At 71.0% G+C, this 24469-nt stretch carries 15 protein-coding genes; 5 read left to right on the top strand and 10 right to left on the bottom strand.

Annotated features, from left to right (window positions below):
• Nucleotides 1-20 precede the first annotated feature (20 nt).
• Together ACFXBC_RS16190 and ACFXBC_RS16185 are read left to right on the top strand one after the other, a co-directional pair.
• A complete protein-coding gene (locus ACFXBC_RS16190) occupies nucleotides 21-200 on the top strand; it encodes a hypothetical protein (protein ID WP_385023989.1) in 180 nt (59 codons plus the stop codon).
• 139 nt (nucleotides 201-339) lie between these two features.
• On the top strand, nucleotides 340-1353 hold the full coding sequence (locus ACFXBC_RS16185) for a YdcF family protein (protein ID WP_385023987.1): 1014 nt from the start codon (nucleotides 340-342) through the stop codon (nucleotides 1351-1353).
• A 166-nt stretch (nucleotides 1354-1519) separates the two neighbouring features.
• Here ACFXBC_RS16185 and ACFXBC_RS16180 read toward each other — a convergent pair whose 3' ends face one another.
• Together ACFXBC_RS16180 and ACFXBC_RS16175 are read right to left on the bottom strand one after the other, a co-directional pair.
• The gene (locus ACFXBC_RS16180; RefSeq protein ID WP_385023985.1) at nucleotides 1520-3421 is read right to left on the bottom strand and encodes an AAA family ATPase; all 1902 of its coding nucleotides are present in this window, start codon (nucleotides 3419-3421) and stop codon (nucleotides 1520-1522) included.
• Between the two features lie 429 nt (nucleotides 3422-3850).
• Nucleotides 3851-4432, bottom strand: a complete 582-nt coding sequence (locus ACFXBC_RS16175) for a uridine kinase (protein WP_385023983.1) — start codon at nucleotides 4430-4432, stop codon at nucleotides 3851-3853.
• A 172-nt stretch (nucleotides 4433-4604) separates the two neighbouring features.
• Here ACFXBC_RS16175 and ACFXBC_RS16170 point away from each other — a divergent pair, with 172 nt between their 5' ends.
• A complete protein-coding gene (locus ACFXBC_RS16170) occupies nucleotides 4605-5996 on the top strand; it encodes a peptidase C39 family protein (protein ID WP_385023981.1) in 1392 nt (463 codons plus the stop codon).
• A 102-nt stretch (nucleotides 5997-6098) separates the two neighbouring features.
• Here the strand turns inward: ACFXBC_RS16170 and ACFXBC_RS16165 are convergent, their stop codons facing one another.
• The 8 genes from ACFXBC_RS16165 to ACFXBC_RS16130 all read right to left on the bottom strand — a co-directional run bounded on the left by ACFXBC_RS16165 (nucleotide 6099) and on the right by ACFXBC_RS16130 (nucleotide 21588).
• Nucleotides 6099-7310, bottom strand: coding sequence for a cytochrome P450 (locus ACFXBC_RS16165; RefSeq protein ID WP_385023979.1), 1212 nt, complete (start codon nucleotides 7308-7310; stop codon nucleotides 6099-6101).
• A gap of 64 nt (nucleotides 7311-7374) precedes the next feature.
• Nucleotides 7375-8160: a thioesterase II family protein gene (locus ACFXBC_RS16160; RefSeq protein ID WP_385023977.1), complete on the bottom strand. Its 786-nt coding sequence runs from the start codon at nucleotides 8158-8160 to the stop codon at nucleotides 7375-7377.
• 51 nt (nucleotides 8161-8211) lie between these two features.
• Nucleotides 8212-8886, bottom strand: coding sequence for a class I SAM-dependent methyltransferase (locus tag ACFXBC_RS16155; RefSeq protein ID WP_385023975.1), 675 nt, complete (start codon nucleotides 8884-8886; stop codon nucleotides 8212-8214).
• Between the two features lie 32 nt (nucleotides 8887-8918).
• A complete protein-coding gene (locus tag ACFXBC_RS16150; protein ID WP_385023973.1) occupies nucleotides 8919-10187 on the bottom strand; it encodes an MFS transporter in 1269 nt (422 codons plus the stop codon).
• 36 nt (nucleotides 10188-10223) lie between these two features.
• Nucleotides 10224-10418: an MbtH family protein gene (locus ACFXBC_RS16145; RefSeq protein ID WP_385023971.1), complete on the bottom strand. Its 195-nt coding sequence runs from the start codon at nucleotides 10416-10418 to the stop codon at nucleotides 10224-10226.
• A complete protein-coding gene (locus ACFXBC_RS16140; RefSeq protein WP_385023969.1) occupies nucleotides 10415-14929 on the bottom strand; it encodes an amino acid adenylation domain-containing protein in 4515 nt (1504 codons plus the stop codon). The genes ACFXBC_RS16145 and ACFXBC_RS16140 overlap by 4 nt, the downstream gene beginning before the upstream one ends.
• Nucleotide 14930: 1 nt before the next feature.
• Nucleotides 14931-20123: an amino acid adenylation domain-containing protein gene (locus tag ACFXBC_RS16135; protein WP_385023967.1), complete on the bottom strand. Its 5193-nt coding sequence runs from the start codon at nucleotides 20121-20123 to the stop codon at nucleotides 14931-14933.
• 808 nt (nucleotides 20124-20931) lie between these two features.
• On the bottom strand, nucleotides 20932-21588 hold the full coding sequence (locus ACFXBC_RS16130) for a maleylpyruvate isomerase N-terminal domain-containing protein (protein ID WP_385023965.1): 657 nt from the start codon (nucleotides 21586-21588) through the stop codon (nucleotides 20932-20934).
• Between the two features lie 803 nt (nucleotides 21589-22391).
• Here ACFXBC_RS16130 and ACFXBC_RS16125 point away from each other — a divergent pair.
• Both ACFXBC_RS16125 and ACFXBC_RS16120 read left to right on the top strand, forming a co-directional pair.
• Nucleotides 22392-23237, top strand: coding sequence for an SDR family oxidoreductase (locus tag ACFXBC_RS16125; protein WP_385023963.1), 846 nt, complete (start codon nucleotides 22392-22394; stop codon nucleotides 23235-23237).
• Nucleotides 23238-23419: 182 nt separating this feature from the next.
• A complete protein-coding gene (locus tag ACFXBC_RS16120; protein WP_385023961.1) occupies nucleotides 23420-24244 on the top strand; it encodes an SDR family oxidoreductase in 825 nt (274 codons plus the stop codon).
• Nucleotides 24245-24469 lie beyond the last annotated feature (225 nt).

Raw genomic sequence — 24469 nt, 5'->3', positions numbered from 1 at the left:
GTGAGCGCGGGAGGCTCGTCATGAGTGGTGAAATCCTTCGGTCGTTCCCGGCGGGAGCCCCGCGTGGCGTATGGCCCGCGGAAGCCTATGCGGCCGAGCGGCGCGGTGAGGGGATTCCCGCCGAAGTGGTGATGGACCTGGAATCCGACTCGTTCCTCGTCATCGTGCCCGAGCAACCGCCGGTTGCCGCGGCCGCCTGAGGATGCCACAACCCGGCGGCCCCGGGGTCGCCACCGGCTCCGCCGCTTCACCCAGCCTTCACCGGGGAGCGAGAGGGAGTGAGCGGCGGCCTCCAGTCCCCCCGCCGGGTCCTCAGCTACGCCGCATAGCCTGTGCGACATGCTGATCTACCTACCGGCGGCGCTGCTCCTCCTGCTGTTCTGTGTCCGGGTGCTGGGGGACCGCCGCCGGATCGGCAACGCCGTTCTGCTCGGGCTCTCGCTCGTCCTCGCCTCCGCGGCGCTGCTGGTCGAGTTCTCCCGGGACCGCCCGGTCCTCGCGAAGGACGTCGCAGCAGCGCTGGTGGTCCTGCTCGCACTCGGCATCGTCACGCTCGCCTGCTGTCTGCTCGCCAACGGAGTGGTCATGGTGCGCAAGGAGGGGGCGAGCCCGGGGAATCTGCTGTCCCTGCTCTCCGGGACAGCGCTGCTGTGCGTGCTGGCCCTTCTGGCCACAGCGGCGGTCACGCAGCAGCGCACCCTGCTGGTCGTGGCGGCGACCGTTGCGGCCCTGGCCGGCTACACCGGCTTTCTGTTCCTCTGCTACCTCGGATACGCGTTTGTCTACGGGCGGCTGTACATCCCCCGCAAGGCCGACTACGTGGTGGTGCTCGGCTCGGGGCTGGCCGGTGGAGTGACGCCGCCGCCCTTGCTGACCAACCGGCTCGACCGGGGACGCAAGGTCTACGAACGGCTGGTGGCACGGGGACGAAGGCCCGTGCTGCTCGTCTCCGGCGGGCAGGGCCCCGACGAGAAGGTGCCCGAGTCGCACGCGATGGCCGACTACCTCGTCGGGTGCGGGATCCCAGCCGCCGCGATCGAGCGTGAGGACCGGTCGGCGAGCACCGACGAGAACCTCCGGTTCAGCGCGGAGATCATGGAGAAGGCACGCCCGGACTACCGGTGCACCATCGTCACCAGCAACTACCACGCCTTCCGCGCCGCTGTGTCGGCCCGCAGGGCAGGGGTGAGAGGGCATGTCGTGGGAGCGCCGACAGCCGCGTACTTCTGGCCCAGCGCGACGATCCGTGAGTTCGTCGCGCTGTTCGTCCTCTACCGGCGGACCAACCTCGCTGTGTGCCTGACCCTCCTGCTCGGCGGTTTCCTCTTGTGGTGGCTCAGGCCGCTCGCGTGACGCCCGAGCCGAATCCCTTTCCGAGCCGGCCGGCCGGAGACCGGTCGCGGGACGGTGTGGGGCCGACAGCTGAGGCGGTGCGCGTCGGCACCACGGCTGGGGCGGCAGTCGGCGGCAGTCCGTTTCCCGGAATCGCCTGGCGTCCCCGCTCCGGGACGGGGCCCGGTCAGAGCGGCGGCTCCTGCTGCCCGCGGCCGACCGGTCCCCGCCCCGAGAGCACCTCCCCGTACGCCTGCATCAGATCCGGCAGCCGCAGCGTCGACAGATCGTCCCGGCCCGGCGTGCTCGCGTAACCGGTCAGGCGCAGGTCCCGGTACGCGCAGCTCTTCTCGTACAGCGTGCGCAGGAACCGGCCGTTGCCCAGCTCGTCGATCCACCCCTGGTCCACCACATGACCGGCGATCGAGCGCAGCTCGTCCAGCGACTCCTCGTCCCACACGTCGCCGTTCTCGGTGGCCAGCACCTCGCCGATGGCGGTCAGCTCCAGCGGCCGGTAGCTCGGGAAGTCGACCCGGGAGGTGAAGCGTGAGGAGAGCCCCGGGTTGGTGGCGAGGAGGCGGTCCATGCCCTCGGGGTAGCCGGCCAGGATGACCACCAGGTGGTCGCGGTTGTCCTCGGCCCTCTTCAGCAGGACCTGGAGGGCCTCGTCGCCGTAGGCGTCGCCCTTGCTGTAGCCGGAGTTGGAGAGGCTGTACGCCTCGTCCACGAAGAGCACCCCGCCGAGCGCGGAGTCGATCAGCTCATTGGCCTTCACGGCCGTCTGGCCCAGGAACTCGCCCACCAGATCGGCGCGCTGAGCCTCGATCAGATGCTCACCGCCGAGCAGCCCGAGGGCGTAGAACACCCGGCCGAGGATGCGGGCCACCGTCGTCTTGCCGGTGCCCGAGGGGCCCGAGAAGACGAAGTGGCGCTTCGGCGGCTGCACCGGCAGCCCCTGAGCGGCCCGCAGCCGGGCCATGTTGAGCTGCGCCGACAGCGCTTTGACCTGACGCTTCACCGGTTCGAGGCCGACCATGCGCTCCAGCTCGTCCAGTGCGCACGCCAGCAGCTCGGGGTCGGCGGGCCCGGCCGGCAGATCCGGCGGGAACTGCTCTGCCGGGGCCCGGTCCCGGTCCCGTACGGCGCCGGACAGCGGGTCCGGGCCGCCGAGCGGATCGCCCGCGGGGCTCCCCGGGCCCCCGGGCCGCGGGTCCCGCCCCTCAACCGGGTCGCCCTCCACCAGGACGCCGTCGGCCTGACCGTCCACAGCGTCCTGCCCGGCCCCGGCCAGCGAGACCGCGGCGTAGTCCACCGCGTCGTCGAACCCGTCGCCCTCGGCGATCGCGGCGAGCCGGGCTGCGGTGTCCATGAACGCGGGATCCACCCGGTGCACCGCCCGGTACAGCGGCAGGGCCGCCGCGCTGCGCCCGGTCCCCTCGTGGGCGCGGGCGAGCCAGTAGCGCAGCTCCTTGCGCTGCGGCTGCTCGCTGCGGCAGCGCATCAGCGCGGCGGAGAGCAGCGGTTCGGCCTGCCCGTACATCTCCAGACGCACCCGTGCCATCCCGCCGAACAGGCCCGCCTCGATTCCCAGGACCGGATCGTCGACCAGCGAGGCGGTGTGACGCACCAGCCGCTCCCAGTCCTTGGCGAGGTAGGCGCGGCAGGCGTGCAGGAACCGCACCTGCGGATCGGTGTCGACCGGCGGCAGCCCGGCCAGCGCCCGGTCCAGCTCCGGCACATGCCGTCCGTCCAGCCAGTGCGAGGCGTGCGCCAGCAGCAGATCGCGCGGGCTCTCCAGGACCGGCTGCACCCACCAGCCCAGCCAGTACCAGGAGTTGAGGGTGCGGCGCAGCCGGGAGCGCTGTTCGCCGAACCGCTCCCGGTGCCGGAACATCCGCAGGAGGGCGGTGGTGGTGTCCACCCGCAGCGCATGCAGTCCGAGCCAGCCGTCCGCCATCCCCGGATCGAGCCGGACCGCGGCCCGGAACTCCTCCTCCGCCTGCGGATACGCCCCCATCGTGTAGGCGTCCACGCCCCGCAGCCAGGCGAGATCGGCCGGGGCGTGCGAGCCCTGCGTGCCGAAGTCCATCACGTCCCCCACAGACCGTGCCCCCGTACCGTGCCGCCGGGCCCGGCGCCCGGCGACCTGTGAACCGCTGTGCAGCGGACGGGAATTGACCGGCGCCGCCCGAAGGGCATCGTACCTGCGCAGAGGCCCCGTACCGAAGGGTGCCGGAGCACCTGCTGCCTGGGGGAGGGGATCGCTCACGGTGACCGAGGGTGAGCGATCAGAGAGGCTGGACGTCCGGTTGGGGAGGGTATGGGCAGAACGAAGCCCCCGATCACGGGGGAACAACCGGGGGCTTCGCGTCTGCGGCGACTTCGAAAAGCCGCACATTGAGAACGTAAGACCTGTACGGGCCCTGGGTCAAGCGGAGTTGAAGCACGGGAAGGGCGGTTTTCCGCCGGGTGCAGGTCCTGCGGAGAGGTCATGACTGTGTGTGACCGCATGGATCGCTCACGCGGTCACTGAAGGACCCGGGGACCACGCGTAACCCCCGTCGCACTCACGTACCAGCAGATCCGCGAATGGCCGGGAAGGGTCCCCGGCGAAGTGCCGGGTCTCCGCCGCTGTCCACCCGTCCCAGAAGTCCCGCAGCGCCGGCCCGTCGCGGTGGCGGCCCCGTTCCCAGGACGCGTCGGCGCCCCGGTCCATCCAGAGCAGCTGCGCCAGATACGGGCGCAGGGCGCGCCGGCCCGCGCCCACCCCTTCGACAATGACGACGTCAGTGGGTTCCAGGATCCGCTCGGGGCCGAAGCGGCGCAGCGTCCAGTCGTACGGCGTGTACCGGGCGGCCTCGCCGCGGGTGAACGGCGCGAGCACCTGCGCGCGCAGCCGCCCGGTCCAGGCGAACAGCTCCTGGTGGGTGGCGAGATCATCCAGATGGAGTACGGGGGCCGAGCCCAGGGCCGCGGCGAGCCTGGCCGAGAACGTGCTCTTCCCCGAGCCCGCGTGGCCGTCGACCGCGATCAGCCGAACGGGCCCGCAGGAGACGGGCCGTGCGTGGACGGCGGCGGCCATCCGGTCGAGGTCTTCCATGAGGACAGCCTAGGAGCAGTGGGCGGTGCCGCAGGTCACGCCAGTGGTAGAGACCAATATTGGTCGCAGGAGGGGGAGGTGAATCACTGGCAGAAACTCGCCGGGAGCCGGATAGTTGCCCCACTGCCGTGCAGCCGCCGCCCCATCCGCATCCGACCGGGGGTCCACCCACGTGACCAGTACCACTCCGCGCAGAACCGTCCTCGCTGCGGCGGTCGCCGCCGCCGCTGCCGCCGCGGGCGCCGCCGCACCGGCGGTCGCCGCCCCTTCCGCACCGAACGCCGCGCGGGCCGCCTCGCGCACCCCGCAGGCCCCAGGGGGGAGCCGTGTGACCCCGCTCGTGGACAACAGCGTCTGGGCCTCGTACTCCGACTGGCGCTCCGGCGCCGCCGACGGCACCACCGCTCTGCACGGCCGCCACTCCGGACTGGTCATCGGTGTTCCGGCGGGCCGCACCGACTACACCGATCCGCACACCGGGAAGAGCGCCACCTGGGAGTACGCGACGTGGACCTCCCGGGTGCACCGCTCACGCGTCCCGGCCACCGAGGCCGTCGCCTCCTGGAACGCGCACACCCCGGCGGGCACCTGGATCCAGGTCGAGCTGCGCGGCAGCTACAGCGACGGAACCGAGACGCCCTGGTACGTGATGGGCCGCTGGGCCTCCGGTGACACGGACATCCGGCGCACCTCCCTCGACGGCCAGGGCGACGGCAAGAGCTCCATCTCGACCGACACCTTCGCCATCGGCGACGCGGCGAGCGGACTGCGGCTGGTCTCCTACCGCCTCCGGCTGACGCTGTACCGCACCCCGGGCACCCGGCTGACGCCCACGGTCCGGCGGGTCGGGGCGATGGCATCGGACATCCCCGACCGGTTCACCGTCCCGCCGTCGGTGCCGGGGCTCTCCAGGGAGCTGACCGTCCCGCGCTTCTCGCAGGACATCCACGCGGGCCAGTACCCGCAGTACGACAACGGCGGCGAGGCGTGGTGCAGCCCCACCTCGTCCTCGATGATCATCAAGTACTGGGGCCGCGGACCCACCGCCGCCGAAATGGCCTGGATCGATCCGTCGTACGCGGACCCCGAGGTCTGCCAGGCGGCCCGCTACACCTACGACTTCCAGTACGAGGGATGCGGCAACTGGCCCTTCAACGCCGCCTACGCGGCGACGTACGAGTCCATGAGCGCCGTGGTCACCCGGCTGGGTTCGCTCACCGACCTGGAGACCCTGATCAGGGTGGGCATCCCGGTCATCACCTCGCAGTCCTTCCTCAAGGACGAGCTGACCGGCGCCGGTTACGGCACATCGGGCCATCTGATGACGGTCATCGGCTTCACGGCCGACGGCGACGTGATCGCCAACGACCCGGCGTCGCCGGACGACAAGGCGGTCCGCCATGTGTACCGGCGCGCCGAGTGGGAGAACATCTGGCTCCGCACCAAGCGGTACAACGCGTCCGGCGCCGTCGTCTCCGGCACGGGCGGGGTCTGTTACGTCTACTGGCCGACCGACCCGGCACCGGACCAGCGCCGGGCGCTGGAGTCACTCGGGCTGCTGTGAGCAGGCGCGGCGCGACGGCTGCCTCGACCGCCTGACGGCACGGTCTCACTGCCCCGGGGGAGGAGAGGGACCAACAGGGCTCACCCATCAGGGCGTTGCCGGTCAGTCGGTTCCGCCGCGCGGGTGCAGCCTGACGGTGAGGGAGTCGAGCCCGAAGTTGATGATGGAGCGGTTGGGTACCGGCGGTCGCAGCACCTCGACCCGTTCGACGGCCTCCGTGAGCGCTCCGAAGAGCGAGGCCAGCTCCACCCGGGCCAAGGGTGCCCCGATGCAGTAGTGCGGCCCCCAGCCGAAGGCCACATGCCGGTTGGGGGTGCGGTCGAGCCGCAGCCGGTCGGGGTCCTCGAACTCCGTCTCGTCCCTGTTGGCCGCCGGCGTCCAGACCACCACGCGGTCTCCTGCCCGGATGCGCTGTCCGGCGAGTTCGGTGTCCACCCTGGCCGTGCGCAGCACGTGCAGGCCCACCGAGGTCCAGCGCAGCAGTTCCTCGACGCCGGGCTCCGGGTCGTATCCGTCCTCCCGCATCGCCTGCCAGGCGTGCGGATGCCGGGTCAGCGCGAGCATGGCCATGGTGGCGGTGTGACGTACGGTCTGTACGCCTCCGACCAGGATGTTGTCGCAGTTGAGCAGTGCCTCGTCCAGGGGCATCCGACGGCCGTTCACCGTGTGGGTGACCAGTGTGCTGATGATGTCGTCCCTGGGGTCGCTCTGGCGGCGCAGGCCCAGTGAGAAAAGGTAGGGCAGCAACTGCTGGTGTGCCTCGGCCCGTTCCTCCGGAGTTCTGCCGAGGAAGGCCCTGTCGCACATGTGCACCACGTGGTCCCGGTCCTCGTCCGGGACCCCGAGCAGATCACACATGACGGTCAGCGGAACCGCCGTGCTGATGTCCCTGACGAAGTCGGTCTCCTCCGCCTCCAACGCGGTGCGCACCACCTGGCGGGTCAGGCCGGCCACGCGTTCGGTGAGTTCGGCCGCCTTCCGCTTGGAGAAGAAGGGCAGCACCAGTCCCCGCAGTTCGCGGTGGCGCGGGGGATCGGTGAGGGCCATCATCTTCCCCGCACCGGCGGGCGCCCGGTCGGTGCCGGTGCCCAGCAGCGACCCGCGCTCCGAGCTGAACCGGTTCGCGTCGCCCAGTACCTCACCGGCCAACGCGTAGGACAGCGCGCACCACAGCGGACCCTCCGACTCCGTCTCCAGTCGCCACAGCGGCGCCCGGAGGCGCAGCTCGCGGAGGACGGAGTGGCTGTCCTCGCGGGACCAGAAGGCAGGATCGGTGAGGTCGGGCAGCGCGGTCGTCGTGGTTGCCGTGTTCATGCTGCTCCTAGGGCTGCTGGCATCGGTTGAGGGGAAGGACGTCGGCCCGTGGCCGGCGAGCCGCTCACTGGTAAAGGGGCATCAGCAGGAGGTCCTGGACGATCGCTGCCACCTGCTGCACGGCCGTCTCGCCGGACTGGAGCACGAGGTGACCGGCCGGCAGCACGTCGAGCCCGCGGCCGTCGCCGGTGGAGCAGCGTTTCCACTCCTCCATCTCGGCTGCGGAGACCGCCTCGTCGTCGGCCCCGAGGATGGCCTTGACGGGGCAGGCCAGCGGCCCGAGACCCGGGTCCCGGTAGGTGCGGGCGAGGCCCATGTCCGCCCGCAGCACCCCCTGCACCATCTCCCGCAGCGCCGGATGGGTGACCACCGCGCCGGCGCGCTCGTCGTTGCGGAGCATGAAGTCGGCCAGTTCCCGGACGTCGGCCTCGCCCCCGGCTCCGGGGGGTTCCCGCCAGGTGTGCGGGGGTGCGAATCCGATGACGAAGCAGGCGGCAGGGGACAGGTGAGCGGCCAGCTTCCTGGCCACCTCGTAGCCGACCAGCGCGCCGATGCTCTGGCCGAGTACGGCGTACGGCCGGTCGAGGTGGGGCAGCGCCGCCTCGCTGATCGCGCCGACCAGTGCGTCGAAGCTCTCCGGGTGGCGGTCCCGGGCACGCCCGCCGCGCGCGGGCATGCGCACCCCCCACAGCTCGATCTCCTCGGGCAGGAGCCGTCCGAGCGAGGTGAAGGCGGTGGCATCACCACCGGCGTGCGGGAAACAGAACAGCCGGACGGCGGCGTGCGGGCGGGGAGACGGCAGCCAGAACCAGTCCCCCTCGATTCGGGGGGCCGTTCGGGAAGCGGACATGACGCCTCGCTCTCGTGTGGTGAGGTCCGTCGCGTGGTGAGGGGGGAACGGTCAGCCGACCGGGGAGGCGGTGAGCCAGGAGGTGTCCTCGGTGACCCACTCCTTGCGGCGCAGCCCGGCCGCGTTGAGATAGGTGTCCAGCGTGTTGTCGTCGAGGAACTGGACGATCTGCAGGTGCGTCCAGCGCCGGCCCTGCCAGCGGTACTCCATCAGCGCGCGCAGCAGATCGGGAGTGAGCTGCTCCACCCGGAGGAGGGTGGCGGTGATGTCGTCCCATACCCGGGGCTCGCCGACACCGGTGAACCACTCGGGCAGGGCCCGTTCGATCAGTACGCTTCCGCCGGGGCGCACATGGCGCCTGGCCGTCGCCATCATCTCGTAGCGCACCTCCGCGTCCGTGAGGTTGACCAGGCAGGAGCCGAGCACCACGGAGTCAAAGGTCCGTCCGAGGTCCAGTCCCGGTATCTCGGCGTGGACGGTTTCCGCTCCCTCGACCTTGGCCAGCATCTCGGCGCTGTGGTCGACCGCTACGACCTGGTGTCCCAGGGCGACGAGCGGGTGGGTGAGCCGTCCGGTGCCTGCCCCGAGTTCCAGTACAGAGGCCCGGCGGGGCAGCGCGCCGTCCACCACCTGTGGCGTTCGGCCGGCGCGCAGGATCGAGTAGAGCTCGACCGGGTCTCCCTCGGGGCTGAAAGCTCCGGGTCCTGTGCCCTTCTGACGCGACATGTTCACTCCTTGGTCGGGGGTTTCGGAGGTCGTCAAGTGGTGTGTTCCGTCTGCCTGTTGCGGGGTGCGCGGTCGTCCGGCCCACTGTCGGCCGGAGACGACGGTGTCCCTGCGTCCGGGGCCCGGTCCGACGGCCGGTCATGGGTGACCAGCAGAGCGATGCCGGCTCCCAGCAGGACGACGCAGCAGAACAGCAGCAGAACGCGGTACGGAACGGACCCGATCAGTACGGCACCGAGCAGGACCGAGGCTGCCTGGGGCCCGAGCATGGACAGGTCGGCCGCGGTGGAGACGCGGCCGATCAGCGGTCCCGGAGTGTGCCGTTGCCAGGCGGTGCTGTAGCCGACGGCGAGCCAGGGGACTCCGACGCCGAACAGGACGAAAGCGCCGAGGACGACCGCCAGGCCGGTCCGGGTCATGCCGAGCGCCCCGAAGGCCATGACCGCCAGCCCGATTCCGGCCGTCCGGTGCTCACCGAGCCGTCGGATCAGCAGGGCCGCGGTGAGCCCGCCCACGATGCTGCCGCCCCCCTGGACGCTGGTCAGCACGGAGAAGAAGGACGGGGCGCGGTGCAGGCTGTCCTGCACCACCGCGAAGTCGGTGCTGTCGAAGAAGCCGAGCACGCAGAAGGCTGCGGAGATGGCCGCCGTCATGACCGCGAGCGGCGTGTGGGACCAGAGGTGCCGGAGCCCTGCACCGAGGCGGCGCAGGGACAGCTCCTCCCTGCGCGTCCCCTCGGCGGTCTCCCGCGTCCTCGGCAGGAGACGGAAGACCACCAGGGCCAGGACGTACAGGCCGGCGACCAGGCCGGCGAGAACCGGGCCGCCGGTGACCGCGTAGACGCCGACTCCGACCAGCGGGCTCACCACCCGCAGCGCGTCGCCGGCGGACCTGAGGTACGCGTTGGCGGCGGCCAGGTCCTGCGGAGGGATCAGGGTCTTGATGAGACCCGCCTGGGCCGCGCGGACGAAGATGGCGGCGACTCCGTAACCGGCGGCGACGACATACACCAGCCACATCCGGTGCGCCGAGTGCACCAGCAGGAGAAGCGTGACCAGGGCCGTTGTCGAGCCGCACGCCACCATCAGCACCGACCGCCGGTGGAAGCGGTCGACGACATGGCCGATGAACGGGCCGCAGACCACGGGCAGCGTCACGAAGAAGAACACCAGCCCGGCGGCGGTGTTGCTCCCGGTCAGATCCTTGGCCCACACACCGAGAGAGAGGAAGAGCGCGTTCCCGGCAAAGCTGGTCAGCACCTGGCCGAGAAAGAGCAGCCGGAAGGCCGTGTTGCGGAACATCAGCTACTCCTCCCCTCCTGTGGCGCGGTGGACGGATCAGACGGGTCGGGGCGTGGCGGGACGAGGCCCTTCCCATACGTTCTCGACGTGGTCGAGGCAGCGGTCCCGGTCGCCCCGGAAGCCGATCTCGCGCCAGCCTCCGGGCACCGCTCTGTGGGCGGACCACACCGAGTACTGGCCGGCGTCGTTGACCACCACGGTGCACTGCTCCGGTGGTTGTGGATCGTTCATGGGTGCCTCTCTCCGCCCCGCCACGTGGTGACGGAGCCATCCGGTAGTTCGGCCATCTGCTGGATCGCCGCGAAGAAGTCGGTGACGTAGCCGTGCAGCTGCCGGTCGGCGAGCGTGCTGTCCGCGCTGTCCACGATCAGCATCGACCGGTCGGAGGACGGGTCCTGTACGAAGGTCACGTTCAGCGCGAAGTGGTTGGGCTCCCGGCGCACCGTCGGCTCCACGCCGAGCCGTTGGTCCACGATGCTGGTCTGCGCGGACGAGAGGGTCCCCAGGGCGTGGAAGCGGTTGAAGGTGAAGCTGCAGTCCAGGGTGGGATCGGTCAGGTACCGGGCGATGTCGCCGTACGGAACCCTGCGGTGCGGCGTGATCTCGCTCTCCTGCCGGTGCGCCTCCCGCACCAGGGAGCTCCAGGTCGCCCCGCCGAGCAGGAAGCGCAGCGGGACGGTGTTCAGGAAGACGCCGAGGGCTTCCGTACCGGCCCCGTCCTCCAGCCTGCCGTTGACGGTCAGCCCGGTCACCACCTCATGGCCCCGGGCCAGCCGGGAGATCGCCGCCACATGTGCGGCCAGCGCGACGCTCTTCGGACCGACCCCGTGGGCCGCGGCGAACGCCGGAACCTGGGCGGCCAGCGCGGCCGGGAGGGTGCACTCCAATACGCCCGCGTCGGCCCCGCGTCCCTCGTCGTGCCGCATGGTGCCCAGCCGGGTGGGCCGCACCCCGGACACGCGCCGTTCCCAGAACTCCCGGGACGCCTGGGATTCTTTGGCCGCTGCCTCCAGGGCGACGTACTCCCGGAAGAGGGAGGAGGGCGCCGGCGCGGGAGGGCTCGTCGGCTCGTCGCGCAGCGCCGCGTGCCGCTGAAGCAGTTCGGCGAAGAGCGAGGTGAAGCTCCAGCCGTCCAGGATCGCATGGTGCTCGACCAGGGTGAGCTGGTACAGGTCCTCGGCCAGGCGCTGCACGAAGACCCGCAGCAGGGGCGCGACGGCGAGGTCGAAGGGGACCGCCCACTCCCGCAGCGCCAAGTCCGTGACCCGGTCCAGTTGCTCGGACTCCTCCAGGGCACGCAGGTCTTCCACGACGAGGTCCACCGGTACGTCATGGTGGACCAGCTGCATCGGCCGGCTGAAGGAGACCACATCGAAGCCGGTGCGCAGGACGGGGTGCCGTTGCACTGCCTCGCGGAGGGCGGAGGCGAAGGCCTTCTCGTCGAAGTCGCCGGACATCCGGTAGCTGTTGACGTTCTGGTACGGCCGTCGCCCCGGGTCGGCCTCCATGTGGTAGACCATGGCGAGCTGCATGGAGGTCATGGGGTAGGCGTCGTCCAGGCCGTCGGGAAGGTAGGCGCGGTCGCCCGGGGCGACCAGCGCGAACGGAGTGCGGTCGCCGATGTCGGCGCTCTCCTCCGCGCGTCGCAGCCGGGACGCCAGTTCGGCCAGTACGGGAGTGGTGAAGAACGCCTCCAGATCCAGCTCGTACCCGCGGTTGCGGAGTGCCCCGGCCACCTGGACGCTGCGGATGGAATCGCCGCCGAGCGCGAAGAAGTTGTCGTCCCTGCCGACGTCCTCCAGACCGAGTACTTCCTGCCAGGCCCCGGCGAGCATCCGCTCCGCATCGGTTTCTGGCGCGGAACGCTCGGTTTCACGCTCGGCCCGGGGGCCGGGCAGCGCCCGCACGTCCACTTTGCCGTTGGAGGTGAGAGGCAGTTCGTCCAGCGACATGATGATGGACGGGATCAGATGCCCGGAGAGCCGGCCGCCCAGGAAGGCGCGGACCTCCGCCGAGCCGGCCTCTCCCACCACATAGGCGACCAGATGCGGCGGAGTGTCCGGGTCCTGGTGTGCGACCACCACGCAGTCCTGGACCCCCGGGTGGGCGAGGAGTGCGTGGCGGATCTCCCCGGGCTCGATCCGGAACCCGCGGATCTTCACCTGGTCGTCGACGCGGCCGTGGTATTCCAGGGTGCCGTCCTCCCGCCACCGCGCCAGGTCGCCGGAGCGATACCACAACGACGCGTCGTGGGGTACGGGCCCGGGAATGAACCGCCGGGCAGTCAGCGTGGGATTGCCGAGGTACCCCTTGGCCACACCGGCCCCGCCGACCACCATCTCCCCGACCACACCGATGGGTACCGGCACGCCGTCCGGACCGAGCACCGCGACCGAGAGGTGCGGCAGCGGGCGGCCGATGATGCTGCGGTCGAAGGAGTCCGGCGAGTCGATCTCGTGTGCGGTCACGTGCACGGTGGTCTCGGTGATTCCGTACATGTTGCACAGCCGGGCGCCCGGCGCCTTGGCCCGCTCGAACCACTGGTCGACGTGGTGGGGCTGCAACGCTTCGCCGCCCAGCACGACCCACCGCAGGTCCGCCGCCGGGGCGGGGAGTGCGGCCAGGGCGGAGGTGAGCTGCGCCAGCGCCGACGGGGTCTGGCTGAGGACGGTGACCCCCTCCCGTACCAGCAGTTCCGCGAACCGGCCGGGCGCTCTGGCGACCGCCTGCTCCACCACGACCAGCCGGCCTCCGTACAGCAGGGCTCCCCACGTCTCCCACACGGAGAAGTCGAAGGCATAGGAGTGGAACGCCGTCCACACGTCGTGCGGGCCGAGGCCGAACCTCTCGGCCACCGCGTCGAAGAGGGCGGTCACATTGCTGTGTGCCACCTCCACCCCCTTCGGACGCCCGGTGGAGCCGGACGTGAAGATCACGTACGCGGAGTCCTCGCCGGATCCGGCGAGAGCCAGGTTCCCTTCCGGCCACGTCCCGGACGCCACTGCGCCCGCCACCTCCTCGTCACGCAGCACCAGCCGGACCCGCGCGTCCCCCAGGACCAGCTCCTGCCGCGGGGCCGGGTCGGCGGGGTTGACGGGGACGTAGGCCGCTCCGGCCTTGAGCACGGCGAGGATCGCCACCACCTGCGCCGGGCCGCGCTCCAGCGACAGCCCGACCCGGTCTCCGCGTTCGACGCCGCGCGACGCGAGGTAGTGGGCCAGCCGGTTGGCGCGCCCGTTCAACTCCGCGTAGGTGAGCTGCTCCCGGCCGTGGCTGACCGCGGTGCTCCCGGGGTGTTCCGCGGTCACGCGCTCGAACACCTCGTGCAGCCGGGCGCCGTGCGGAACCCGGGGCGCGGGCAACGGCCGCACCACCGCGCGGTCCTCTTCCGTGAGCAGGTCGACGACGCCGACACCGGCGTCGGGGTCGGCCATGACCGACTCCAGCAGCCGGACGTAGCGCCGCGCCATGCGCACCACGGTCGACTCGTCGAAGAGGTCGGTGCTGTACTCGACCTCGATCCGGGCCCCGGCGTCCTCGTCGCAGACCGACCAGATCAGATCGAACTTGGCGGTCCCGGTGTCGGCGGACAGCGGGCTGCCGACCGCCCCGGCGAGACGCGGACGGTCCGCGCCCCTGTTGGTGTGACAGCCGAAGACCACCTGCACCAGAGGGGAGTGGCCGGCCGGCCGGTCGGTGAGAACCCGCTCCACCACGGCTTCGAACGGCACGTCCTGGTGCTCGAAGTCCTCCAGTGCGCCGTCGCAGACGCGATCGAGGAGTTGCCGGAAGGACGGCTGCGCCCCGACGTCGATCCGCAGTGCCAGCATGTTCACGAAATAGCCCAGCAGGCCTTCCAGCTCCAGCCGGTCGCGGCCGGCCACCGGGGTACCCAGCACCAGGTCGTCCTGGCCGGTGTGCCGGTGCAGGAGGGCGGCGAAGGCGGCCAGAAGCACCATGAAGCCGGTGGCGCCCTCCTGCCGGCCCAGCTCGCCCGCCCGGTCCAGCAGACCGCTGGGCAGGGGCACGGTGGCCGTGGCGCCGCGGAAGGACTGGGTCGCGGGACGGCGGCGGTCGGCGGGCAGCGCCAGGGACGTCGGGGCGCCGGCCAACCGCCCTTCCCAGTACTTCAGTTCGCGTTCGCAGCCCGCTCCGGTCATCCACTCCCGCTGCCAGCGGGCGTAGTCGGCGAAGTTCACCGGCAGCGGTTCCAGGACCGGCGGCCGGCCCTGTCGCGCCGAGTCGTACAGCTCGGCCAGCTCCTGCTCGAAGACGGCGGTGGACAACTCGTCCCAGACGATGTGGTGGAAGACCACCGCCAGGTCCCACTGGTCCTGGCCCGTCTTGAGCAGGCAGCCCCGCAGCAGCGGCCCCTTCTCCAGGTCGAAGGGGCGGCGTACCAGTTCACGCAGGAGCCGCGCCGACCGCGACTCGGGGTCCGGCCCGTCGGTGAGGTCCCGCACGGTGAAGGGCACGTCGCCGTCCGGCCGGATCACCTGGCGCGGCTCTCCGAGGGCTGCCGAGAACACTGTGCGCAGGGACTCGTGCCGCTGGACCACACCGCGCAGGGCGCGTTCCACGAGAACCGGGTCGAGCGCGCCGCGCAGCCGCTGGATCCAGGGCAGGTTGTAGGTGGCCGTCCCCGGTGCCAGCCGGTCGAGGAACCACAGGGACCGCTGACCGGCCGACAGCGGCGCCGTCGTCCCGCCGGCACGGATGATGGGCTGCCAGGACTCGCTCATCTCACCTCGCCTCGCTGTCGAGTTCGGTCACCGCGCGTACCCATTCGGCGTCGCCCAGCGGGGGCAGCGCCGCCACCGCGGAGGCCCGTCGCTCCATCTGGTCGGTGGAGTCGGCGTTCGCTCGCACGGACCGGGCCAGCTGGGCCACGGTCCGGGACTTGAACATGGTGCGCAGGGGGACGTCGGTGTGCAGCGCCACGGCGATCCTGGCCCGTACGCGCAGGGTGTTGAGCGAGTGCGCCCCCGAGGTGAACAGGTCCTGGTCCCGGTGGAGTCCGGGCAGGGCGAGCACCATGCACCAGATGCGGTTCAGTACGAGTTCCACCGGTTCACTCCCGTCCGGGCCGTCGGTCCCGGGCAGGGGTGTGCCGGAGGACAGCGGGTCCCCGGCGTCCCCTGCCCGCAGGGCGGACCGGTCCACTTTGCCGTTGCCGGTGAGCGGGACTTCGGACAGCCGGCGGAAGTGCGTGGGCACCATGTGGTCCGGCAGCACCGATGTGGCCAGGTCCCGCAGCTCCGCTCCATCGACCTCGCTTCCGGGCGCCGTCACCACGTACGCCTGCAGCCGGTGGTCCTGGCCGTCGGGTACGAGGACGGCCACTGCCGCGGTCACCGCCGGGTGGGCTTCCAGCACGGTCTCGATCTCACCCGGCTCGACGCGCTGGCCGCGGACCTTGATCTGGTCGTCCAGCCGGCCCAGGTACTCCAGCTCCCCGTCCTCGCGCCACAGTGCGGCATCGCCGGTGCGGTAGAGACGGCTTCCGTCGTCGCTGAACGGGTCGGGCACGAACCGGTCCGCTGTGAGCCGTGGCTGGTTGAGGTAGCCGATCGCCACGGCGACGCCGCCGATGTGCAGTTCTCCCCGGGTGCCGGCCGGCACCGGTGCACCGGCGGGGTCGAGCACGTACAGCCGTACGCCGCTGATCGGGCGCCCGATCGGAGTGGTCCGGGCCGTCGGCGGCAGTGTCCGGCACTGCCAGGAACTGACGTCGACCGCGGCCTCGGTGGGTCCGTAGAGGTTGTGCAGTTCCCCGGGCATCCGGGTGAGGAAGTCGTTGACCAGACGCGGGGGCAGTTCCTCCCCGCTGCAGATGGTCCGGCGCAGCGAGAGGCACTTCTCGACGCCTTCCTGGGCGAGGAACACGCGAAGCATCGAGGGCACGAAGTGCACGGTCGTCACTTGCTCGGCGACGATCAGCTCCCGCAGATGCTCGGGGTCCCGGTGACCGCCGGGTCGGACGAGGACCAGTCGAGCACCGGTCATCAGCGGCCAGAAGAACTCCCACACCGACACGTCGAAACCGAAGGGCGTCTTCTGCAGCACCACGTCGTCCCCGTCGAGGGGGTACTGCCGCTGCATCCAGGTCAGCCGGTTGTGGATGGCGCGGTGAGAGGTGGAGACGGCCTTGGGACGCCCGGTGGAGCCGGAGGTGAAGATCACGTATGCGGGATCCGCGGGGCCGGCGAGCGGAGCCGGCGGCCGGTCGGACTCCTCGGCCCACTGACCGGGGTCGTCGAGATCCAGCACGGTGACTTTCCCCACGGGCAGCAGGGGGACGAATCGGCGCTGGGCGAGGACCACCGGGGCGGCCGTGTCACCGACCATGTGTTCCAGCCGCTCGCTCGGGTGCTCCGGGTCGAGCGGGAGGTAGGCCCCGCCCGACGCGATCACCGCGAGCAGCGCAACGACCAGGTCGAGGCCGCGCTCCGCCAGGACGCCCACCACGACCCCCGGCCCGACTCCCAGCGCGCGCAGCCGGTGGGCGAGGCGGTTGGCCGAGGCGACCAGCTCGGCGTGGCCCAGGTGGGCCCCGTCGATGGTCACGGCGGGCCGCTCCGGGTCGCCGTCGGGGCGGGAGCGGGTCAGGTCGTACAGGGTCTCCGCGATGTCCGGCGGGGCGTCCCCGATATGGCGGGCGGTGGATTCCCGCGCGGCGCCGACGGTGAGGGCGGGGGCGTTCGGTCCGTGCTCGGACGATGGGGCATCCATGGCCGTTCCCTTCGGTACCGTCTCGGACGCGGTGCGCGCTGTCCCCGGTCGATAGGTGCAGGTCACGCTGTCCGGTTCGTTCACCGCGTCGTGCAGCAGGGCCTTCCACCCCTCGACCAGCCCACTCACGGTCTCCTCGTCGAAGAGCCCGGTGTTGTACTCGACCACCCCGTGGAGGCGCTGCCCGTCGTCGGTGACCTGCCAGCCGACGTCGAACTTCGCGGTCCCCGTGGGGAGCAGCGCACGACGGGCGGTGAGCGGTCCGGCCCGCCAGCCGTCACCGGTGTGCCGGTGCATCTCGAAGGCGGCTTGGACCAGGGGGGCGTACGAGGTGGGGCGCCGGCCCAGTACCCGGTCCACCACGGCCTCGAACGGCACGTCCTGGTGGCCGAAGTCGGCCAGCACGGCGGTGCGAACCCTGCGCAGCAGCTCCCGGAAGGTGGGCTCACCGGAGAGGTCGACGCGCAGGGGGAGCAGGTTGACGAAATTCCCGATCAGCCCGTCGAACTCGGGCTTGCTCCGGCCGGACACCGGCGTTCCGAGCACCATGTCCTCCTGGCCGGTGTACCTCAGCAGCGTGGCCGCGCAGGACGTGAGCAGTACGAGGAAGGGGGTGGCGTTCTCCTGCCGGGCCAGGGCGCGGACCCGGGAACCGACGGTCGCCGGCAGCGAGAACCCGACAGTGGCGCCGTCGTAGGCGGGCTGCTCCGGGCGGGGGCGGTCGGTGGGCAGACGGAGCAGAGTCGGTGCGCCGGCCAGACGGCGGGCCCAGTGGTCGAGTCCGTCGCGGTGGCTCGCGCCGGCTGCCCTTCGTGCCTGCCAGGCGACGAAGTCGTCGTATGTGGCGGTCAGCGGCGTAAGCGCGGGATCTCGCCGTTCCAGGGCCGCGCTGTACGCCTCGGTGAGTTCGCGTTCGAAGACGGCGAGGGAGAGCTCGTCCCAGACCAGGTGGTGGAAGACCACGAGCAGTACGGCCCGTTCCTCACCGGTCCGTACCAGTACCGCTCGCAGCAGCGGGCCGTGCTCCAGGTCGAACGGGGCGCGGGCGGCGGCGTGCAAGCAGGCGCGGACGGCTTCGTCCTGGTCGGCCGGGGTGTCCCGGGAGCCGGTCCCGGCCGGTGCGGGGAGCGCGGCCGTGGACGCTTCCACGAGGCGCAGGCCGGGGACGAGGTCCGGGCGTATCACGCGCTGTGGCCGGCCGAGGTTCTCGACGAAGACGGAGCGCAGTACGTCGTGCCTGCTCACGACGGTGCGCAGGGCTCCTTCGAGGGCGGCGTGGTCGACCGGGCCACTGAGCCGGAACTCCCAGGGCACGTGATATGTGGCGGTGCCGGGCGCCCAGCGCTCCAGAAACCACAACGAGCGCTGGCCGGCCGAGAGGCCGTCGTCCACCGGCTCGTCGGAGGCGGTGTGGTGAGCACCGTCGTGGCCCGGCCGCGGCGGCTCCGCACCGGACTCCGCCGCGGCCTCAGCCGTGATGTCGTCGAGGACGGCTGCCAGTTCGGCCAGGGTGCCGGCAGAGAAGACGGTCTGGGCGGACAGGGTGGGACCGTACTCGGCGAGGAGTTCGGCGGCCAGTTGCAGAGCGACCAGCGAGTCGCCCCCCAGGGCGAAGAAGTTGTCGTCCTTGCCGACCCGCGGCACGTCCAGCATCCTGCACCAGATCCCGGCCAGGGATGTCTCAGTGGCGGACAGTTCCGCGGCCGGCGGCTCGTCCTCCGAGCCGGCGGTGTCCGGGCCGGATTCGCCGGGGTCGGGCAGGGCGGCCCGGTCCAGTTTTCCTTCGGCGGTGAGCGGCAGGGCGGGCAGCAGTACGACGGTGGGCACCATGTGCGGTGGGAGAGCGTGGCTCGCGTGGGCCACCAGTTCGGCGGCGGAGACGTCGGGGGCCACGGTGTAGGCGACCAGGGCGGTCTGATCACGGGACGTGGGCCGTCCCAGTACGGCGCAGTGGCGGACCGCGGGGTGGCGCTCCAGGACCAGGCGCACTTCCGCCGGCTCCACCCGGAACCCTCTGATCTTGACCTGGTCGTCGGCGCGGCCGACGAATACGAGGTTTCCGTCCTCCGCCTCCCGTACCAGGTCGCCGGTGCGGTACATCAGGGCGCCCGGGGAGTCCGCGTACGGATCAGGCACGAAGCGCTCGGCGGTCGTCGCCGGACGGGCCAGGTAGCCCTGTGCCAGGGGGGCGCCGCCGATGTACAGCTCGCCGACGCATCCGCCGGGGACCGGAACCAACCGCTCGTCCAGCACGTGCAGTCGGCGTACACCACAGGCGGTTCCCAGAGGGACCTCCCCGTGCTTCGTCATGCCGGGCGGGATACGGAAAAGGGTCGAGGTGATGACGGTCTCGGTGGGGCCGTAGGCGTTGAGCAACGGCACGCCGGGGAGGAGGTGCTGCCAGTTGGCCACGGCGGCGGCGGACATGCGTTCGCTGCCCGAGATCATCAGTCTCAGTCCCCGGCAGGCCGCGACCTGACGGTCATTCATGGACAGGGCGAACGCGTTCCAGTAACCGCCCGGCAGGTTGGCGACCGTCACCGCGTGGCGTTCGACTAGCTCGGCCAATTCGCCGAAGGACAGCAGACCGGGCCCGCGCGCCACCACCGAGGCACCGACTGACAACGCTGTCAGGGCCTGTTCCAGTGCGACGTCCACATGGGGGGCGGCGAACCACAGGACCCGGTCGTCCGGCTCCATCTCCAGGCGCCCGGCCATGTCGTCCAGGTGGGCCGCCAGGGCCGCGCGAGAGACGCACACGCCTTTGGGGCGCCCGGTGGTGCCCGAGGTGTACAGCACGTACGCGGTGTTGGCGTCGGTGAGAGCGGTGCCGGCCGGCGGCGGGTCGGCGCGGCCGACCAGAACGGGTTCGGCGTCCGGGTGGGGCCCGTCGCGCAGTTCCACCCGGGCACCGCTGTCCGTCAGGACCTCCTGGCGCCGGTCGGCCGGTGCCGTCGTGTCCAGTGGCAGGTAGACGCCGCCCACGCTCAGGACGGCGTACAGGGCCACCAGGGTGTCGGCGCGTGTGCTCAGGGAGACGGCGACGACGGTCTCCGGGCCGACACCTCGCGCCAGCAGGCGTTCCGCCAGGCGGGCACGGCGGGCTTCGAGTTCGGCGTAGGTGACCGGGGAACGCCCGTCGCACCGTAAGGCCACCGCTTGGGGCGGCCACGCGGTGAGGGACATGGTTAATCGTGCGGACATCTCGAATTTTCCCTACCGATCCAGGGAGAGGGGGCACGTCCGTTACCCCTCTCTCAGCCGTATGCACACAACGGCCACGGGACAGGGCATGCGCTGTTCAACTCGGAAGGGCGTAATCAGGGTGAGGTGCTCATGCGTGGCGTGATGGCGATGAGGGTCAGTGGGCCCGGCCGGACGGCGTCCTCCGCAGTTCTGGCGAACCGCCCTTGCCGGGGGTGATCACCTCGGGCGCCGTCCCCTTTATGGGCTGTGCCGAATCATCGGCACAGCAGTAACTCTCGTCACTTTGGCTTGCTCAAATCACTCTGCACGGGCTGGCGATCCTATGCAATAGGCTAATTTGTCAGGTGGCCGGATACAGATTGTTTGCCCGGCACTCAAAAAGTCTGGCCTGCGACGCAGTGACGAGGGAACGTCGCACCTCCGCCCGGCGATGTCTCAATGACAGTGCGCGTAGTGGTGCCGTGGCCACTTTCCTCCCAGCGGGACTGTCAGAGGTAGTTTCGTACCGTTATTTCCTGCCTGGATGCGGCTTTGACGGGATCATGCCGGAGCGCGCCGGGAGATGGTGTTTCTCGCCGGTGGGGCGGCGGGCCATGAGGTCGGTCTTGGGTGGGTGGATCACGGCTTCGGAGCGGCGTGCTCGGCGAAGCGTTTGCGGTAGCCGCCGTCGACCCGGACCTTGCGCAGGCCGGGACGGTCGGCGCTCCGGTACGGGTACGTGTGCCGGCGCTGCCCGGCGCGGTGGCGCGCAGAGCGGAACCGATGTCCTGGAGCATGCGGGAAACCGCGGCGGAAACGCCTGAGACTACGCCCGGGGTGTGCCGTCCCAGCGCCATGTGGTGAGAGTGGGGTGTCCGGGTAGTTCGGCGCGTCCGGTGGCCCACAGAAGGGTGGGCCAGGGATCCGTGGACGACGGTGCGTCCGGAAACAGCCGGGCGAGCACCCGGGAGGACAGACCGGCAGGCGGGCTCCATACGAGACCGAGCCCTTGTGCCAGGTCGTACGTGTGCACCAGGGTCTCCACGATGCCCATCGCGGCAAAGCCCTCGGGGTCCGAGACGCCGAAGACGTGGTGAGCGCGGACCTGCGGAGGCGTCGTGCGCACCATGGCGACCAGCAGCGCGCCGCTCGCTTCCAGGACCTGCAGCAGACCGGCGGGCCCCGCCTCGCGGTTCGCGTGAATGGCGTTGGCCGGGCCGCCGGGACGTCGGCTCTCCCATACGAAGGGCACCTCACCATCCAAGGGCGGTGTTCTGGGGCCCAGTTGCGCAGCGTAGGCGAAGAGATCGTCACTGAGGTGCTCGACGGTTTCCCAGCAGTCCCATTCCAGCGGACCGGCCGTGCCTTCCCACGCGGCCGGGGGCGCCTTGCGAAGCACCGCCACAGCGAGTTGCACGGCAAGGTCGAGGTCGTCCGCGGTGACGGGGGGCCGGGAGAGGGCAACATCGGCTGATCGGGACATGGCAGGACCGTACCGCGACCGGAGGAAGCCACTCCTTTCAGGGCTGAACAGGTCCGCCCTGGCCGGCCGGCCACTCGCCCAGGAACCCTCACGCCATTGCACCGGCTCTGCCGCTTTCCGGCCGGCGGCCTGCACCAGCTGTTTCACCGACTCCGGCTTGTACGGGTACTTCACAACCGGCGGGCGACCTTCTCCGGATCCGCCTTCACGGATCCCGGCGCCCAGGGGCTGTCCCGTAATCCCTGGCGGGCGCAGACAGTCGCCGGCCGACCGCCGCCGAGGCACGACCGGAGGCCATGTGCAGGAGATTCCCGCCCGGCAGTTGGCGGCCTTGCCCGCAGTAGCGGTGTACTGCCGCGACACACCCCGCCGAGGCACTGCCGTCCTCGACCGAAGAAGCCTCCGGTGGCCGGACGCCTCTGGGCGGTGCAGGACGAGATGGCACGGACCCGTCAGCCGGTAGTGCACGGACTCGTCAGCCGGTAGTGGGGGCCTGCTCGCGCCCGGCGATGCGCGGGGCTGCGTCACCTGAACGGGCGTATCGCGTGAATTGGGCCCGAGGCCGCTTCGTCCCTGGGGACGGCGCTGCGCCGGACAAGGAGACGCCGATGGCCCCACGCATCTCTCCGAGTGTCGGGGAGAACGGGGCGGTTGCGCCGAAAGGCGTCCTGGCGAGTGCGGATCTACCGTCTTCCCCATGTGGCCCTGTCCGGCAGGACCGGTGCCAGGGACAGGGGCACAGGGAGACCGGAGGGGGGACAGGCGTGACAGGCCCAATCTCAGCACCGGAAGGCGCAACCACCATGGCGGGACCGATTCTCATCACCGGCGCGGGCAGCGGGTTCGGCAAGGAGGTCGCGCTGCGGCTCGCGGCGGCCGGGCACCAGGTGATCGCGGGCGTAGAGATCATCGCGCAGGTCACCACGGTTCGAGCCGAGGCGCGGGCTCGGGGCGTCGGCCTGCGTGTCGAGAAGCTCGACGTCACCGACCCCGGCGACCGCGAGAACGCCTGGACGTGGGAGGCCGAGGTTCTCCTCAACAACGCCGGTGTGTCCGAGGGCGGTGCCACTGCCGACATTCCCGAGGAGCGGCTGCGCCGCCAGTTCGAGGTGAACGTCTTCGGCCCCGTCCTGCTCACCCAGGGCATCGCCCGCCGGATGGCGGCCCGCCGCAGGGGACGCATCGTCTTCATGTCCTCGGTCGCCGGTCTCACCGTCGATCCGTTCACCGGTGCCTATGCGGGCTCCAAGCACGCGGTGGAGGCGTTCGCCGACGCTCTCGACCAGGAACTCGCCGAATTCGGTGTCACGGTCGCCACGATCAACCCCGGGCCCTTCCTGACCGGCTTCAACGACACGATGTTCGAGACGTGGAAGCAATGGCGTGACGACCCCGCCGGTCGTCTCCACGACTATGCCGAACTGGCCTTCCCCCACGAGCAGTACGATCCCGAACCGGTCTACGAGCGCACGGTACGGGTCCTGCTCGGTGAGGACCGGCGCTACCGCAACCTGCTGCCCGAAGAGATGGAGCCACAGGCCCGCCAACAGGTCGAAGCCCTGTGGGACCGGCAGCTCAACGACGGCAGCCGCCCCGCCCTCGTGCAGAAGGCGTACGACATCGGCCCGGGCACACCGGTCCAGGACTGAATCCCGCAACAGCCCCCGATGATCAGGTGACCGGCCCGGATCAACCGGATCGGTCGGCGGGCCGGGGGTCGCCTCCGGGAGTGCCGGGGTTGCCATCGAGTCCACTCGAAGGTGTTGGCTGGGGGAAGGAACACCGCGACGAGCAGATCGTACGGATGACACGTTTCCTTGAGGAGCACACCATGACGCAGAAGATCTGGTTCATCACCGGTGCCTCACGCGGCTTCGGCAGGGAGTGGGCCATCGCCGCCCTGGAACGCGGCGATTCGGTGGCCGCGACCGCGCGGGACCTCTCCACGCTGGGTGACCTCCGCGAGAAGTACGGAGAACGGCTGTTGCCCCTGCGTCTCGACGTGACGGACCGCGACGCGGACTTCGCCGCCGTGCAGCAGGCGCACGAGCGGTTCGGGCGCCTCGATGTCGTGGTCAACAACGCCGGTTACGGTCACTTCGGCCTGGTCGAGGAACTCACCGAGGCCGAGGCACGGGCGCAACTGGAGACCAACCTGTTCGGAGCTCTGTGGATCACGCAGGCGGCGCTGCCGTTCCTGCGTGAGCAGGGCAGCGGTCACATTCTCCAGGTCTCGTCCATCGGAGGGATCAGCGCCTTCCCGCTGGTCGGGATCTACCACGCGTCGAAGTGGGCGCTCGAAGGCATGAGCCAGGCGCTGGCCCAGGAAGTGGCGCCGTTCGGCATCAAGGTCACGCTGATCGAGCCGGGCGGGTTCGCCACCGACTGGGCAGGGTCCTCGTCGAGTACGTCCGAGCCGCTGCCCGCGTACGCCGACCTCCACAAGGAGGTGCAGGAGCAGCGCCGCAAGCGCGTCGGCACGCCGGGTGATCCGGCCGCGTCCGCCGCGGCTGTCCTGAAGATCGTGGACGCCGACGAGCCGCCGCTGCGCTGCTTCTTCGGTTCGGCGCCGCTGGGTCTGGCCAGGGCCGACTACGAGCAGCGTCTCGCGGTGTGGGAGAAGTGGCAGCCCGTGGCGGAGCTGGCGCAGGGCTGAACCGGGGCGGGGACCCGGGGCGCGGAGCGGGCAGCCGTACGCGGAGGCAAGCCCGTACGCGTAGACCCGTACGCGGAAGCGAACCCGTCGCGTAGCCGTATGCCGAAGCAAGCCCGTACGCGAAGAGGGGGGGCGTCCCGCGTTTTGGCCGTGGGCCCCCACGCGGGGTGGGGGGGGCCACCTGATATTGTGAATACGATAATTGCCCCATGGTGTGGCGGCGCG

Source organism: Streptomyces sp. NPDC059398 (genome assembly GCF_042751845.1).
Lineage (GTDB): Bacteria > Actinomycetota > Actinomycetes > Streptomycetales > Streptomycetaceae > Streptomyces.
The sequence above is the reverse complement of the archived record's forward strand: the minus strand, read 5'-3'. Positions and strand labels throughout refer to the sequence as shown.

Excerpts from the sequence above, each read along its gene's own strand:
- ACFXBC_RS16175 (WP_385023983.1), bottom strand. The coding sequence starts at position 4,432 with ATGGAAGACCTCGACCGGATGGCCGCCGCCGTCCACGCACGGCCCGTC.
- ACFXBC_RS16150 (WP_385023973.1), bottom strand. The coding sequence starts at position 10,187 with ATGTTCCGCAACACGGCCTTCCGGCTGCTCTTTCTCGGCCAGGTGCTG.
- ACFXBC_RS16185 (WP_385023987.1), top strand. The coding sequence starts at position 340 with ATGCTGATCTACCTACCGGCGGCGCTGCTCCTCCTGCTGTTCTGTGTC.
- ACFXBC_RS16190 (WP_385023989.1), top strand. The coding sequence starts at position 21 with ATGAGTGGTGAAATCCTTCGGTCGTTCCCGGCGGGAGCCCCGCGTGGC.
- ACFXBC_RS16125 (WP_385023963.1), top strand. The coding sequence starts at position 22,392 with ATGGCGGGACCGATTCTCATCACCGGCGCGGGCAGCGGGTTCGGCAAG.
- ACFXBC_RS16155 (WP_385023975.1), bottom strand. The coding sequence starts at position 8,886 with ATGTCGCGTCAGAAGGGCACAGGACCCGGAGCTTTCAGCCCCGAGGGA.
- ACFXBC_RS16160 (WP_385023977.1), bottom strand. The coding sequence starts at position 8,160 with ATGTCCGCTTCCCGAACGGCCCCCCGAATCGAGGGGGACTGGTTCTGG.
- ACFXBC_RS16145 (WP_385023971.1), bottom strand. The coding sequence starts at position 10,418 with ATGAACGATCCACAACCACCGGAGCAGTGCACCGTGGTGGTCAACGAC.
- ACFXBC_RS16140 (WP_385023969.1), bottom strand. The coding sequence starts at position 14,929 with ATGAGCGAGTCCTGGCAGCCCATCATCCGTGCCGGCGGGACGACGGCG.
- ACFXBC_RS16120 (WP_385023961.1), top strand. The coding sequence starts at position 23,420 with ATGACGCAGAAGATCTGGTTCATCACCGGTGCCTCACGCGGCTTCGGC.
- ACFXBC_RS16165 (WP_385023979.1), bottom strand. The coding sequence starts at position 7,310 with ATGAACACGGCAACCACGACGACCGCGCTGCCCGACCTCACCGATCCT.
- ACFXBC_RS16180 (WP_385023985.1), bottom strand. The coding sequence starts at position 3,421 with ATGGACTTCGGCACGCAGGGCTCGCACGCCCCGGCCGATCTCGCCTGG.
- ACFXBC_RS16135 (WP_385023967.1), bottom strand. The coding sequence starts at position 20,123 with ATGTCCGCACGATTAACCATGTCCCTCACCGCGTGGCCGCCCCAAGCG.
- ACFXBC_RS16130 (WP_385023965.1), bottom strand. The coding sequence starts at position 21,588 with ATGTCCCGATCAGCCGATGTTGCCCTCTCCCGGCCCCCCGTCACCGCG.